At 49.9% G+C, this 15,288-nt stretch carries 8 protein-coding genes; all 8 read left to right on the top strand.

Annotated features, from left to right (window positions below):
• Window positions 1-168 precede the first annotated feature (168 nt).
• The 8 genes from DWY79_RS18255 to leuB all read left to right on the top strand — a co-directional run bounded on the left by DWY79_RS18255 (window position 169) and on the right by leuB (window position 15,183).
• Window positions 169-4,704: a T9SS type A sorting domain-containing protein gene (locus DWY79_RS18255; protein ID WP_057326662.1), complete on the top strand. Its 4,536-nt coding sequence runs from the start codon at window positions 169-171 to the stop codon at window positions 4,702-4,704.
• A gap of 3 nt (window positions 4,705-4,707) precedes the next feature.
• Entirely contained in the window at window positions 4,708-8,187 is a 3,480-nt protein-coding gene (locus tag DWY79_RS18250) for a hypothetical protein (protein WP_057326663.1), read from the top strand.
• A 409-nt stretch (window positions 8,188-8,596) separates the two neighbouring features.
• Window positions 8,597-10,099, top strand: coding sequence for a 2-isopropylmalate synthase (locus tag DWY79_RS18245; RefSeq protein WP_048927576.1), 1,503 nt, complete (start codon window positions 8,597-8,599; stop codon window positions 10,097-10,099).
• Window positions 10,100-10,113: 14 nt separating this feature from the next.
• Window positions 10,114-11,511, top strand: coding sequence for a 3-isopropylmalate dehydratase large subunit (gene leuC / locus DWY79_RS18240; RefSeq protein ID WP_005864399.1), 1,398 nt, complete (start codon window positions 10,114-10,116; stop codon window positions 11,509-11,511).
• Between the two features lie 26 nt (window positions 11,512-11,537).
• Window positions 11,538-12,125 carry a 3-isopropylmalate dehydratase small subunit gene (gene leuD / locus DWY79_RS18235; RefSeq protein WP_122370001.1) on the top strand — a complete coding sequence of 196 codons (588 nt, stop codon included), beginning with the start codon at window positions 11,538-11,540 and terminating at the stop codon, window positions 12,123-12,125.
• A 2-nt stretch (window positions 12,126-12,127) separates the two neighbouring features.
• Window positions 12,128-13,642 (top strand): alpha-isopropylmalate synthase regulatory domain-containing protein, encoded by a 1,515-nt coding sequence (locus tag DWY79_RS18230; RefSeq protein WP_008778605.1) that lies wholly within the window; start codon window positions 12,128-12,130, stop codon window positions 13,640-13,642.
• A gap of 20 nt (window positions 13,643-13,662) precedes the next feature.
• On the top strand, window positions 13,663-14,106 hold the full coding sequence (locus DWY79_RS18225; RefSeq protein WP_005854477.1) for a methylglyoxal synthase: 444 nt from the start codon (window positions 13,663-13,665) through the stop codon (window positions 14,104-14,106).
• Between the two features lie 15 nt (window positions 14,107-14,121).
• A complete protein-coding gene (gene leuB / locus DWY79_RS18220) occupies window positions 14,122-15,183 on the top strand; it encodes a 3-isopropylmalate dehydrogenase (RefSeq protein WP_036613247.1) in 1,062 nt (353 codons plus the stop codon).
• Window positions 15,184-15,288 lie beyond the last annotated feature (105 nt).

The following is a 15,288-nucleotide window of genomic DNA, read 5'->3' as shown; positions in this document are numbered from 1 at the left end:
ACGCCGGGCCGGTATGCGGAGGATTTCCTCCGCATACCGGCCCGGCGTGTTTGCGCTCGGCGCATGGGAAAAAGGCCATCCTACGAATACGACACGCTAAGTCGGGAATGGTGAGAGATACCGATACGTATTATGAATACAAAACACCTATTTATAAATTTATTGCTTATGAAAACAATTTTACGAGGAATTAGTATGAGGTTGTCGCTCATCGCGATGGTCTTGTGTTTATGCGCCGCATGGCCGGGGCATGGACTGGCTTGGGGTATGGCCGGGTCGGCGAGCCTGGCGGGGATGACACCCGGGGCTCCGCAGAGCCAGGCGGAAGGGGAGGTACGGTTTACCAGTACTCTGGATCCTGTAGCTTATTGCTTTATCTACGAGTGGAATCCGGTGGCTACTTGGAGCTTAAATTTCAATATCGAGAACTTCACGAAAGGCATGGCTATACGTGTACAGCTGGTGAACACCGCTAATCCGGACGGGGTAGAGTTCCGCTTTGAGGATTCTGAGCCGGCGCAAACGTTAGACAATGGCGGCTTTTGGATACCAGACGAGAAGTTGACGGACTATGGATATAGCGTTGGGCTTCGTCTGCAAATGAATAGCTCGAAGGGGTGCGAGGCTGGCTATACCGTGAAAGTGTACAGCTCGCAAGACATAAGCACGGCTGCTTTGGCCTCTACCGGGCAGACGATACGGTTTATGCTGAGTGATAAGGCTCCTGCTATGGGGGAGTTGTCGCGTACATCCGGCGATCTGAACGAGGATATCCCTTTTGCGATCAACGTGACGAAGGCGGGTTTCCTGCAGGGGCAACACGCTAAGATGAAGATTTATCTGAATGGCCCTTCTGAAGGCTTGACCCTTTCCGGGCAGAACCTAAGTAAAGAGACAGGTCTATATAATGAGCCCATATACGTATTAGATATCCCTTCCTTCTCCGCTACGCAATTCACGTTGATGGCTCACGCCACGGAGGAATGGAACGGAACGGTTCAAGTGGATATTTGTGATGCGGACGGCAATAGGGTAGGGTATGGTAGCCAAGCACCGTTCGCTTTCCCAACCAATAACTCGCAGGACGATATAGCCGCCTTGAAAGCGATCGCCGAGGCCAATCCGCTGAACTCGGACTTGCAGAACTTCATCTCCAGCAAGGATTACTTGAAAGACCGGACGCAGAGCGATGGCTACAACGTGGGCGTGACGTGGAACGCCGAGTCCCCGAGCCGGGTGAAAAGCTTCTTTATAAAGGATTATAGAACACATACGGTATCTGACATGAAGGATATAGGCTCGTTGAGTGGATTGGAAGACTTACGGTTGACTGGCACTCGGTTGAAATCTCTTGATCTGTCTGCTTTGACAAAGCTAAGGCAACTGAATATGGATGATAACGATTCGCTTACATGGTTCACGGTGAAGCTCCCGAGTCCATTACCTGAGTATTTCAATCTTTATGGTTCTACTAGGGTCATAGCCGGTACGCCAGTAGACGATTATAACGCTTATGCCGCGAAGGGCGAGGAGATCGATCTATCCGCTTACGCTACGGTGGGTGGCGTGAAATCGATCTACACTTGGTTCCTTAACGATCGAACTACTGGTAAACGGACGGAAGCGACCATGCCGATGGTCTCTGGCAAGGAGGGGGCTTTCGTGTTTAGCGGAAAGCCGGGCGAATATTATATATGTGAGATTACGAACTCGAATTACGACAATTGGCGTATGTATACGCCCCAGATCAAGGTAGCCCGTAACTCGGACAGCTACTCCCCCGCGGACATCGCCGGATTGAAGAAGCTGGCTACCGATAACCCGAATATCACCCAATTGCAGGAGTTCGTGGAAAGCAAGGGCTGGGAGCGCGAGAATTGGAACTCATATCAAGACGTGATCCGTACGGACTGGAACACCGACGAGGTCGGTCGCTTAACGCATCTGGCGATTGAGTTAGATTGGAACTCTAAGGATACGATCTCTCAATTAGACTTGAGCGCCTTCACTGAGTTGAAGTATTTCGAGTGCGAGGAATTTATGAATATAGAGAAGCTGGACGTATCGAAAAATACGAAACTGGAGCACTTGCATATATATAGCAGGAACTTAGCTTCACTTGACCTGTCCAAATGCCCGGAACTGCAATATTTTAGATTTGGAACATTATACATAGGCGAGGGAAGTTACCAGAACACGAAGCTAGCGACACTGAATCTTACCGGTTGTTCGAAGCTGACGGAGCTTTACCTTGAGCATTCGCCCTTGGCTTCGCTGGATATCTTATCCTTCAAGCAATTGAGCCGTCTGGAGATCGAGTACTGCCCGAACTTGAAGTTGCAAGGTTTCGATAAGGCTACGAGCTTGACCTATTTGGCCTTGCCGCATACAGAACAGTTCGCAGATCTGGTAAAGAACCTGCCGGCGTTTATCCGTCATCTATATCTGCAAAATACGGAGTATGAGCTTCCTTCCGCACAAGTGGGAAAGAATCTGGAGTCGTTGGGATTGCCGGGATACGTGGAGAGTCTCGATCTGGCTCAGTACCCGAACTTGAGTAACTTGAATGCGGATGGATCTCTTTTGAGATATTCTACGGTGAAGAACTACCGGCAGATAAATTATAACGGTTTGGGGCACATAACGCTTACTTCCCCCTCTCATCCGGGAGATCCATACTGGTTCGAGAACGGCGATACGATCGATCTCTCCTCGGAGGCCGTGATCGATGGCATAGAGACCGTATTCCTATGGGTAAACGCCAAATATAGGACAGAGGAGAAAGAGGCATTGAAGCCGGTGCCAAACCGTCCGGGCGTATTCGTGCTGGACAGCAAGGAGGAAAAGTATGGAGACTACTATTGTAAGCTGATGAACCCGAAGTTCTGTAAGATCTCGGAGATTAATGTACGTGACGGCTGGCAGATCGAGACCTCACGCATCCATGTGGAAACCACCGTCCCCCAAGTATTCGCCGAGAGTGACGTGGCTACCTTGGCACGTATCGTAGACGCTTCCAACAACAAGGCATTGAGCGAGTGGTGGAGCAGCGGTGCATGGCAGACGGACGAGAACTCTTCGAACGCACAAGCCGTTTGGAACGACGAGAACCCGCGGCGTTTGATCCATTTATATATGTATCAGATGGGCGAAAGCTTTACGAAGAAGGTAGATCTCGCTGCCTTGGATAAGCTGGAGATCTTGTCGTTGACAGGCAATAGGGTGGAGGAACTGACCTTGCCGAAGAACAATACGGTATTGCGTTCTTTGATGCTGGGTGGAAACTATTCTTTGAAATCTTTGATCGTATCCGAGTATCCATCGCTGGAGTATCTGGATGTGTCTAGTACGGACTTGACGGCTCTCGACTTGTCTAAGAACAAAAACTTGAAGGAGTTGTTCTTGAATTGGACGATGCTTGACGGGGTAGAGAACAGCGCTTCGGCTTCGGGCCTTGCCGCTCAATTAACCGCATATGGCTTGCCTATACCCACTACCCGGATCGATTTGGCGGACTTCCCGGCCTTGATGTCTTTCAATGCCGATGGTTCGTGCTTGGAGTTCGCTAACGTGGAGAACCCGCGGCAATTGGAGGCTGCCTTCGGTGTTGTTAGGTTGCCGGTAGGTGAGGTTCGTCCGGGAGGTTTCGTGGCTTATGGGGAGACAATCGATCTTTCCTCACAAAAGATGGTAGGTACATCCGCCTCTCGCTTTACTTGGGTATTCGACGGCGATACGATCGACCATACGGACAGCCGCTATACGATTACCGAAGACTTGACCCCGAATTATCAAATTGCCGGTCTTGTAACTAATCCATTATTCCCCGGCTGGACGGTTCAGTACGATGCGTGGGTTTACACCTGCGATGGCGATGCGAACCTCGACATGCTGGTAAACGTACAAGACGTGACCGCTACCGTAAGCTACATCTTGCGGGACAAGGATAACATGATCCCCAACTTCGGTTTTGCCGAGGCGGATGTGAACTATAATAATAATGTAGAGATCGCTGACGTAATCGGTATCGTCAACCTCATCCACGGCAAGCCGGTTACCAAGGCCAGTGCACTGCGTTCTGAGGCCGAGGTTCCCGTACAAATGGAGCTCGACGCTGATAACTTCTTGACGATGAATAGCCAAGTACCGGTAGCCGGTATCTATCTGGAGTTGGTGGGAGCCATCGACGAGATCCCGTTGCTGGGCGATGCCGCCAAGTTCCTCCAGGCTTCCAGCTTGAACGGAGATACCTTGCGTGTGATAGCTTATAGCTTGGATGGCCGCACGATTCCTTCGGGCAAGAGCCGTATCCTGCGTATGCCGGCGGGCGTTACCTTGGTAGGAGCCTCCTTCTCCGACGCGAAGGCCAACAGCTTGAGGTCTGGTGGCGATGCGATCGTGACTTCCAACGCCCCGATCGAGGCGATCAGCCAATTGGCAGCCGTGTCCAACTATCCGAACCCGTTCCGTGGCAGCACGACCTTCCGTTATCAGTTGACGGAGGCGGCCGAATCCGTGACGATCCACGTATTCTCTGCGAATGGCGCTTTGGCCGCGGTATTGAACGGTCTGCCCGGCGAGGTGGGCGATAACCAATATTCGGCCACGCTAACCTTACCGGCGGGCGTTTACTACTATCGTTTGACGGCAAAGACAGGCCATGGTGTGAAGGCAAGTAATACTAACATCTTTATCTGTAAGTAAATTATGAAAGTGAATCATATAAAACAATTATTCGTAGCCCTCTTCCTGCTGTTATCGGCGGGAACGGCTACCGCCGCCCAGTGGAAATTGGCGAAGACGAACCTGAACGCCGCTGGCAGTAAGGATACGCTCACGCTGGAGGTATCCGGCAATTCCTTTAGTTTTTCCTCCTTCCAGGTGGATTTCACCTTGTCCGAGGGTATCTTGCTAGATGGAACCCCGATCCTCGGCGAGTTGGCAAATGATCATGCCCTTACGTGGAGTACGCAAAGTGACGGCAGCTTCCGTTGCGTAGTATACAGCCCGAAGAACACCGTGATGAAAGCCCCGGAAGGCACCGTACTCCGTATCCCGGTAGTGCTGGCGGCCTCTTTTGATGGAGGGACGTTCACGGCGAAGAACGGACTCTTGTCTAACAAGGCCTCCAATGGGCAGTCGGTGACGGACTTGAGTGGGGCGACCCTTACAGCGTATAAGGAAAGAGCCCATCTGGTGGTGAACGTATCGGGCCAAGAGCAAGTGGTCAACCCGGCTATAGCCGCTGGATTGAGCTATACGACCATCCCGGAGGGTAAGACGCTTACGGTCGCTTATTTTAAGGATGATTCTTGTAAAATAGCGGCTACCGACAATGACCGCAAGAAAGAGGGTATCCTGTATGTCAAGCTATCCTATGCGGGTGACACTGACTACGCTGAGTTCGAGGAGGTCTATGTCATGAGTCTGACGAGCAAGATCGCTATTGACGCAAGTAAAATCACGAAGCCGCAAGCGACAGGTATCAAGGAGGGGCAATTGCTTTCAACCTCTTTACTGTCCGGTGGTAGCGTAAAGGATGAAGATGGATATACGATTGCCGGTACCTTCGTTTGGACGAACGGGAATGCGGTGATGCCGGCCGGGAAGCAAAGCTGTTCCGTCACTTTCTATCCGGATAACTCCTCTTATTACAATACAGCGGAGGTGTCCGTGGAGGTTGAGGTAACCCCTACGTATCTAGTCACCGCTACAGGGACAACAGGAGGTACCGTAAACGTATTGGGCAAGACCGAGGATGACGTGTACGTGAAGGGCCAAGAGATCTCCTTGGTAGCCCTGCCTCTGCCCAATTATAAGTTCGATAGTTGGTCGGTAACGGGTGCGAGCGAGACTTTGCCGGCGAATGATTCCATCTCTGTTAAGGCGGATAATAATAAGACCTATACGGCGAACTTCTCCCCGATCATGCATACGGTATCGATCGAGACGGCAGGCAACGGCAGTCTCTCTGTTAAGGCGGAAGATGCGGAGATTGCGTCTGGAGCTTCCCTGCGACAAGGTACGGTCTTGCAAATCGTGGCTACCCCGGACGTGAGCTCCCAGTTGAAATCATTGACTATAAACGGAGACTCGCTAAAGGGTAATAAGGTGACGCTAACAGGGGATTTGACGGTCAAAGCCGAATTTGGGCAAAAAGCGGGGGCACTTGTCACCATCAAAGATGTGGCGAACGGTTCTATCTTATTATATAAGGAAAATGGCAGTTTGATTGCTTCCGGCTCAACAGTTCCAATTGGTGATAAGGTGCGTGTGGTTGATCTTCCAGATGCCGGATATAGCTTGGGTGGCAGTGGTGTCACCTTATCAGGCGTGACCGGTTCTACTACGACGAACTTGTGGACCGTGACAGGCGATGTTACGGCTTCAGCTACTTTCGGTCCGAAGCCATATAATGTAGTAGCTTCTGCCGTAAGCAGCAATCCGAATGAGACTACCACCGGAAAGATTACCTTAGATAAATCCGGTGAGCAGTTTTATGGCACGGAAGTGCGTATAACCGGTATCGAAAAGAACGGAGCGAGACTGCTTTCCATCTTGGCGAACGGTAAGGAAATATCTCAAAATGATGTTTTGACCGTAACTGGCGACTTGACCGTGACAGCCGTATTCGACCATCTGGTGCCGATCAAGAGGGAATACATCTTTTGTCCGTATCAAGAATACTACTATAGTGGCGTATCCCGCCCCTTCATACCATTTGCTTCGCAGACCTATGCGGGCTTCTCATTCAATGTATCGTATATAGCCTCGGATAATAAAGAAGTTGGGAAAGCTATTGATGCTGGCAAGTATACGGTCGTGTTGAGGCGTGCTGAAGATGGTTTATATGAGGAATTTTATGAGAAGTATCCGGACCCAGAGCATCCGAATGAAGGGGAAGTAGGCTTGACAATTAAGAAGTCTAAGATTGCGGTAATGAAAGCACCCGAGGGTAATGGAAACCCGACAACCCGTCCAGCAGAAGGTACTGAGGTGAGTATTAATGTCGATCCTACTTATAATGTTTCCGGCGTGACAAAATACGTGATTAAGCCTAAGAGTGATGTGGCTAAGAAGAATTACGAAGGCACGGTTTACTATTATTCTACAAATGCCCCGGTAGAATTATCCTTTGGCACGTCCATCTGGCGTTCAGCGGAAGAGCCGAAAGGCTACGTGCATGTCACCAATGGCGGTATGTCATATCCTGAGACAGATGGAAAGGTCTCTATTCCGGCAGGTATAGAGGTGATGTTGGAGGCCGTGCCTCTTAAAGGCTATAAATTCTCCCATTGGAAAGATAACGGCGATACCAATCCTCAAAGAGAATATGTGGTAGAGAAAGGTGTTAGTGGTGTTGAACCTGTATTTGTCGGCAAGGATAATCTAGAGTTCAAGTTAGCCCAAACCTCTTCCGTATATAATGGTGCAGCGCAAACCGTATCCGTGACAGGTACGGGCAACGAGGCTTGCCAGATCACGTTCTTCTTTGATGAGGCCTGCACGCAACCGGCTGTCTTGAAGAATGCGGGTGATTATTATGTACGTATTTATCGTCCGGCTGATGCGGAGTATAATGAATATAAGACGGAAAAAGGATTGCGTTATACGATAGAGCAAGCTGAACTAGCAGAATCGAAGGTTACATGGCCTGCGGCTTCCGGTATCTTGTCCGGCCAAAAACTATCCGAGTCTGTTTTACAAGGCGGGCATGCGGGTATCGTTGCCGGAACATTCGCTTGGAGCAAACCGGAAACAGCGCCTACGTCCACCGGTCAGCAAGAGGTTACTTTTACGCCGACCGATCCGAATTATAAGCCGGTTAGTAGCAAGATAGAGGTGAAGGTTGTTTCCGCTACATCCTCTCCTACCACGGATCCGGAAACACCGGTCACCCCTGTAGACCCCGTAGATCCGGAGAACCCGGATAAACCGGATCAACCGGATACGCCAACCGGCATCGAGTCCATCGAGGAAGGCATGAGCCTGTATACGGCCAATCAATCTATCTTCGTGAATATGCCTCAGCAGGTAGCCTTGAAGGTAGTCGATGTGTCCGGCATCGTTCTTTACGAAGGTTCGATTCTTGGCAAGGCTGAGATCCCGGTAGGGCATGCCGGAGTCTACTTCGTCCGCTGCGAGGCCTTCGGCGATTCGTTCGTACGGAAAGTCGTGGTTCGCTGATTCTGCCAATGCCCATCGTAAGGTGCTTATGATGGGCATTGTAAACATCTTATACTGCCCATCGTAACAACCTTACGATGGGCAGTGTTATTTCGTAAGGTATACGATCGTTTGGCTTACGGTTTATAATAAATAATAAGTAAAAAACTTCGAATTATATTTGCTGGTCTCGAAAAAGGCTGTATCTTTGCAACGTTGAAACAAAAACAATAAAGACAAGAACAATGACACGCAACTTGCAAAATAGTCTCATTATTTCTCTAAACATTATTCTACTCTGGGAACGGGATAGGAAGTGAGACTGTATGCTTTGCGAGCATTACGATAGATGAAAGAGCCTTTCTCACTTCCTTGTGAGAGAGGCTTTTTTAGTTAGTATAGGATATTAGTAAATTAAGAATATAAGATTATGTCAGACAGATTATTTATTTTCGACACCACCTTACGTGATGGTGAACAGGTTCCGGGATGCCAGTTGAATACAGTGGAAAAGATTCAAGTAGCTAAGGCGTTGGAACAGCTAGGTGTTGATGTGATCGAGGCTGGTTTCCCTGTCTCCAGTCCCGGGGATTTTAAGAGTGTGGTTGAGATCTCAAAGGCCGTGACTTGGCCGACCATCTGTGCCTTGACCCGTGCGGTGGAGAAAGATATCGACGTGGCAGCCGAGGCGTTGAAATTCGCTAAGCGAGGACGTATTCATACGGGTATCGGTACTTCTGATTCTCATATCAAATACAAGTTTAACTCCACGAGAGAGGAGATTATAGAGCGTGCGATCGCCGCCACGAAATACGCTAAAAAGTATGTGGAGGACGTAGAATTCTACTGTGAGGATGCCGGGCGTACGGATAATGAATATCTGGCCCGTGTCGTGGAGGCCGTGATCAAGGCCGGGGCTACCGTAGTGAATATCCCGGATACGACAGGATATTGCTTGCCGGATGAGTACGGGGCGAAGATTAAGTATCTGATGGAACATGTGGATGGCGTACATAACGCTATTCTTTCCACTCATTGCCATAATGACTTGGGTATGGCTACCGCGAATACCGTACAAGGCGTGTTGAACGGAGCCCGTCAGGTGGAGGTAACCGTAAACGGTATCGGTGAGCGTGCGGGTAACACGTCATTGGAAGAAGTCGCCATGGTTTTCAAGAGCCATAAAGAACGTGATATCATCACCAATATCACGACGAATAAGATCTATAGTACGAGCCGTATGGTTTCTAGCTTGATGAATATGCCGGTACAACCGAATAAGGCTATTGTCGGACGTAACGCGTTCGCTCACTCCTCCGGTATCCACCAAGATGGCGTTTTGAAGAATGCGCAAACCTACGAGATCATCGATCCGAAGGATGTGGGTATCGATGATAACGCGATCGTATTGACTGCTCGTAGCGGTCGTGCGGCGTTGAAGCATCGCCTGCATGTTTTAGGTGTGGATCTGGAGCAGGAGAAATTGGACAAGGTGTATGATGAGTTCTTGAAACTGGCCGATCGTAAGAAAGATATTAATGATGATGATGTTTTGATGTTGGTCGGAAAGGATCGTACGGCCACACACCGTATTAAATTGGAATATTTACAGGTAACTAGTGGTGTTGGAGTACAATCAGTCGCAAGTATTTGTTTAAATTTGTCGGGAGTAAGAAAATACGAGGCCGCGGCTGGTAACGGTCCGGTTGACGCAGGCATCAAGGCGGTGAAAAAAGCGATTAGTAATAGTGACATGACGATTCAGGAATTCTTGATTCAAGCCATTAATAAAGGTAGCGATGATACGGGCAAGGTGCATATGCAGGTAGAGTATAACGGGGCTACCTATTATGGGTTCTCCGCGAATACCGATATTATCGCCGCTTCCGTGGAGGCTTTCGTGGACGCCATCAATAAGTTTATAGTAGACTAAAAATAGACAAGACAATGAGCAAGACATTATTTGAGAAAATCTGGGACAAACACGTGGTGGACACGTTGCCCGACGGAACCATACAATTGTATATCGACCGTCTGTATTGTCATGAGGTGACTAGCCCGCAGGCTTTCGCCGGATTACGTGCACGTGGATTGAAGCCCTTCCGTCCCGCGCAAATCACTTGTATGCCGGACCACAATATCCCGACATTGAACCAAGATAAGCCTATCGAGGACCCTATATCCAAGAATCAAGTGGATACCTTGGAAGAGAATGCGAAGTATTTCGGCTTGACGTATTACGGTCTTCAACATCCGAAGAATGGTATCATCCATGTGGTAGGTCCGGAGACAGGCTTGACGCAGCCGGGTATGACGATCGTTTGTGGTGACTCCCATACTTCTACGCACGGTGCCATGGGCGCTATCGCCTTCGGTATCGGTACGAGCGAGGTGGAGATGACCTTGGCTACCCAATGTATCATGCAGCGTAAGCCGAAAACGATGCGTATCACGATCGATGGCGTACGCAAACCGGGCGTTACGGCGAAGGACTTTGCCTTATACATTATTAGTAAGATGAGTACCAGCGGTGCTACGGGCTATTTCGTAGAGTACGCTGGCGAGGCGATTCGTAATACGACCATGGAGGAACGTCTGACGATCTGTAACCTTTCGATCGAGATGGGTGCCCGTGGCGGTATGATCGCTCCGGATGATGTTACTTTCGATTATTTGAAAGACCGTGAGTTTGCCCCGAGAGGCGAGGAATGGGAGCGGAAGGTGAGCGAGTGGCGTCAGCTGTATAGTGATCCGGACGCTAAGTTCGATAAGGAGATCGTTTTCCACGCCGAGGATATCGACCCGATGGTTACGTACGGTACGAACCCGGGCATGGGTATGAGTATCAGCAAAGATATCCCCTCCTTAGAAAGCGTGCCCGAGGCAGGCCGTATCTCTTATAAGAAGTCTTTGGATTATATGGGCTTCAAGGCAGGCGAGTCTATGTTGGGTAAGAAAGTGGATTATGTCTTTTTAGGTAGCTGTACGAATGGCCGTATCGAGGATTTCCGTGCTTTCGCCTCTTTGGTGAAAGGAAAGAAGAAAGCGGATGATGTAACGGTTTGGCTGGTTCCCGGCAGTTGGCAGGTAGAGCGGGAGATTCGTGCCGAGGGGATCGACAAGGTTTTGGCCGAGGCCGGCTTCGTCCTTCGTCAACCGGGATGTTCCGCTTGTCTGGCGATGAATGAGGATAAGGTTCCGGCGGGTAAATATGCGGTCTCCACTTCCAACCGTAATTTCGAGGGCCGCCAAGGACCGGGTGCTCGCACCATCTTGGCGGGGCCGCTTGTGGCCGCCGCCGCCGCTGTGACAGGTAAGATCACGGACCCGAGAGAACTGATGTAAAGACTAATCTAATAAAGTAGCATAAGATGAAAACAAAATTCAATATAATCACAAGCACTTGCGTGCCTCTTCCTTTAGAGAACGTGGATACCGACCAGATTATCCCAGCCCGCTTTCTGAAAGCGACTACCAAGGAAGGGTTCGGCGAGAACTTATTCCGGGATTGGCGATATGATAAGGAAGGTAATAAGATCGAATCATTCGTCTTGAACGATCCTACGTATAGCGGAAAGGTATTGGTAGCGGGAAAGAACTTCGGTTCCGGTTCCAGCCGTGAGCATGCGGCTTGGGCGATCGCCGATTACGGTTTCCGTGTCGTGGTCTCTAGTTTCTTCGCCGATATCCATAAAAACAACGAGTTGAACAACTTCGTGCTGCCGGTTGTTGTGACTGAAGAGTTCCTCGCTGAATTGTTCGATTCGATTTACAAGGACCCGAAAACTGAGGTCGAGGTAAATCTACCGGAGCAAACGATCACGAACAAGGCTACGGGCAAAAGCGAGCATTTCGAGATCAACGCCTATAAAAAGGATTGCCTAATCAACGGATTGGACGATATCGACTATTTACTGGCAAATAAATCAAAGATAGAAGCCTTCGAGGCAGCACGCTGATTATGATAGAAATAATGGATACAACCCTCAGAGATGGGGAGCAAACTTCGGGCGTCTCCTTCGCCGCTCACGAGAAGCTCAGCATAGCGCAAGTGCTGCTGAGCGACTTAGGCGTGAACCGGGTGGAGATCGCCTCCGCCCGTGTGTCGGACGGAGAGTTTGAGGCCGTGAAGCGTGTAGCCGCTTGGGCCGCCCGTTCCGGAAACCTAGACAAATTGGAGGTCTTGGGTTTCGTGGATGGTACGGTCTCTCTCGACTGGATTGAATCCGCAGGTTGCCGTGTCGTGAACTTGCTTTGCAAGGGCTCTTATAAGCATGTCACCGAACAGCTTCGAAAGACTCCCGAGCAACACGTTGACGATATTCGTACGGTCGTATTGGAAGCGGCGAAACGGAAGATCGACGTGAATATCTATTTGGAGGACTGGTCGAACGGTATTAAGCATTCCCCAGATTACGTATTCTTGGTAATCGATGCGTTGAAAGGACTTCCGATCTGCCGTTTCATGCTCCCGGATACCTTGGGAGTCTTGAATCCCGGAAATACCTACGAGTATTGCAAGATGATGGTGGACCGTTACCCTGATTTACGGTTTGACTTCCACGCGCATAACGACTATGATCTTGCCGTCGCGAATGTATATTCCGCCATCCGTGCGGGTATCAAGGGAATCCATACGACCGTGAACGGTTTGGGAGAGCGTGCGGGTAACGCTCCTTTGAGTAGCGTACTTGCCGTTATCAAGGACCAGTTGGGAGAGGAGACGAGCTTGAGGGAGGAAAAGATAAACAAGGCTAGCCGTTTGGTTGAGACCTACTCCGGGGTGCATATCCCGCCCAATAAGCCGATCATCGGAGAGCATGTGTTTACGCAGTGCGCCGGTGTTCACGCAGACGGTGATAGCAAGAATAACCTGTATTGCAACGACTTGCTTCCCGAGCGTTTCGGACGGGTTCGCGAGTACGCCTTGGGCAAGACCTCCGGAAAAGCGAATATCCGCAAGAATCTGGAAGCGCTCGGTATCGACATGGATGAGGGCTCGATGCGTAAGGTTACGGAACGGATCATTGAGTTAGGGGATAAGAAAGAAATGGTTACCCCGGAGGATCTTCCTTATATTATCAGCGATGTGCTTCATCATGATAATGCGCTGGAGGATCAGAAAATACGGATCTTGAACTATTCCTTATCCTTGGCCCAAGGGCTGAAACCGGTGGCTACCTTGAAGATCGAGATCAATGGCGAGGCTTACGAGGAATCGGCTTCCGGTGATGGCCAATACGACGCTTTCGTTCGTGCCCTACGCCGGATTTATTCCCGTTTGAACCGCCCGTTCCCGATGTTGACGAACTATTCGGTATCCATCCCGCCGGGAGGACGTACGGATGCGTTTGTGCAGACGGTCATCAGCTGGAATTATGCCGGGGTCGATTTCAAGACTCGTGGCCTGGACGCTGATCAGACCGAGGCGGCGATCAAGGCGACATTGAAGATGCTGAACAAGATAGAGGATTAATAATTAAAAAGGTAAAGGGTATGAAAAAGTTGACTATCGCGCTTGTAGCGCACGACAATCGTAAGGCGGAAATGGTAGAATGGGCGGTACATAACGCTGAGTTCTTGTCTCACCACCATATTGTTTGTACGGGTACGACCGGAAATTTGGTTCGTAAAGCTCTCGAGGAAAAAGGGGTGAACGCGGATATTGCTTGCATGCATTCCGGTCCGATGGGAGGCGATGCTGAGATTGCCGCTATGGTTGTCCGTAAGGAGATCGATTTGGCGGTCTTTTTGATAGACGACTTGAATCCGCAACCGCACGAGGCCGACATCCAGATGTTGCTTCGCCAGTGCCGTGTTCATAACGTACCTATCGCTTGTAACCGTTATAGTGCCGACTTGATGATTACAAGTACCCTGTGGGATGATGACACGTATTTCCCCACGGAGCCTAAGTATGTACATTTTAACAGAGAATAATAACAAACATTTACGATGAAACTGAATATAGCAGTACTTCCCGGAGACGGGATCGGACCAGAGATTTCCGTGCAAGGCGTGGAAGTAATGAGTGCCGTTTGTGAGAAATTTGGACATGAGGTTCACTATGAGTATGCCCTTTGTGGCGCTGACGCGATCGATAAGGTAGGTGATCCTTTCCCGGAGGAGACCTATCGGATTTGTAAGGATGCCGACGCTGTTCTTTTCTCGGCTGTGGGCGATCCTAAGTTTGATAATGACCCGACAGCGAAAGTACGCCCGGAGCAAGGTCTTTTGGCGATGCGTAAGAAGTTGGGCCTGTTCGCTAATATCCGTCCGGTGCAGACCTTCAAATGCCTATTGCATAAATCGCCGTTGCGTGCCGAATTGGTGGATGGCGCAGATTTCTTATGTATCCGTGAGTTGACCGGTGGTATGTATTTCGGTGAGAAATATCAAGACAACGATAAGGCATACGATACGAATATGTATACCCGCCCGGAAATCGAGCGTATCTTGAAAGTGGGCTTCGAGTATGCGATGAAACGGAATAAGCACCTGACGGTTGTTGACAAGGCGAACGTACTTGCCTCTTCCCGTCTATGGCGTCAGATCGCTCAAGAGATGGCTCCTAGCTATCCGGAAGTAACGACAGACTATATGTATGTGGACAACGCCGCTATGCGTATGATCCAAGAGCCGAAATTCTTCGATGTAATGGTAACCGAGAATACATTTGGTGATATCTTGACGGACGAGGGTTCTTGCATCAGCGGCTCTATGGGCTTGCTGCCTTCCGCTTCTACCGGAGAGAGCACACCGGTTTTCGAGCCGATTCATGGCTCTTGGCCGCAGGCGAAAGGGCTGAATATAGCGAATCCTTTGGCGCAAATCCTTTCGGTAGCGATGTTATTCGAGTATTTCGACCTCAAAGAAGAGGGCGCCTTGATCCGTGAAGCCGTAGACGCTTCCCTTGATGCGAATGTCCGTACGCCGGAAATCCAAGTGGAAGGTGGAGCGAAATATGGAACGAAAGAAGTGGGTAGTTGGATTGTCAATTATATCACGGAAAAGTAGTATAAATAGGCCGATTTCGCACCAGTAGTGGCGCAGGCTCACACGTATAGTGGCATCGGCTCACGCGAGTAGTGGCATTGGCCTACGCCACTACTCGCGTGAGCC

It is taken from the genome of Parabacteroides sp. AF27-14 (assembly GCF_003635425.1).
GTDB classification, from domain to species: domain Bacteria; phylum Bacteroidota; class Bacteroidia; order Bacteroidales; family Tannerellaceae; genus Parabacteroides; species Parabacteroides distasonis.
This window is presented reverse-complemented; position numbering and strand designations above follow the sequence as displayed.

What these genes read in the sequence shown, in the direction of transcription:
- DWY79_RS18255 (WP_057326662.1), top strand. Translation starts at nt 169, where the DNA reads ATGAAAACAATTTTACGAGGAATTAGTATGAGGTTGTCGCTCATCGCG.
- leuB (WP_036613247.1), top strand. Translation starts at nt 14,122, where the DNA reads ATGAAACTGAATATAGCAGTACTTCCCGGAGACGGGATCGGACCAGAG.
- DWY79_RS18225 (WP_005854477.1), top strand. Translation starts at nt 13,663, where the DNA reads ATGAAAAAGTTGACTATCGCGCTTGTAGCGCACGACAATCGTAAGGCG.
- DWY79_RS18250 (WP_057326663.1), top strand. Translation starts at nt 4,708, where the DNA reads ATGAAAGTGAATCATATAAAACAATTATTCGTAGCCCTCTTCCTGCTG.
- DWY79_RS18230 (WP_008778605.1), top strand. Translation starts at nt 12,128, where the DNA reads ATGATAGAAATAATGGATACAACCCTCAGAGATGGGGAGCAAACTTCG.
- leuD (WP_122370001.1), top strand. Translation starts at nt 11,538, where the DNA reads ATGAAAACAAAATTCAATATAATCACAAGCACTTGCGTGCCTCTTCCT.
- leuC (WP_005864399.1), top strand. Translation starts at nt 10,114, where the DNA reads ATGAGCAAGACATTATTTGAGAAAATCTGGGACAAACACGTGGTGGAC.
- DWY79_RS18245 (WP_048927576.1), top strand. Translation starts at nt 8,597, where the DNA reads ATGTCAGACAGATTATTTATTTTCGACACCACCTTACGTGATGGTGAA.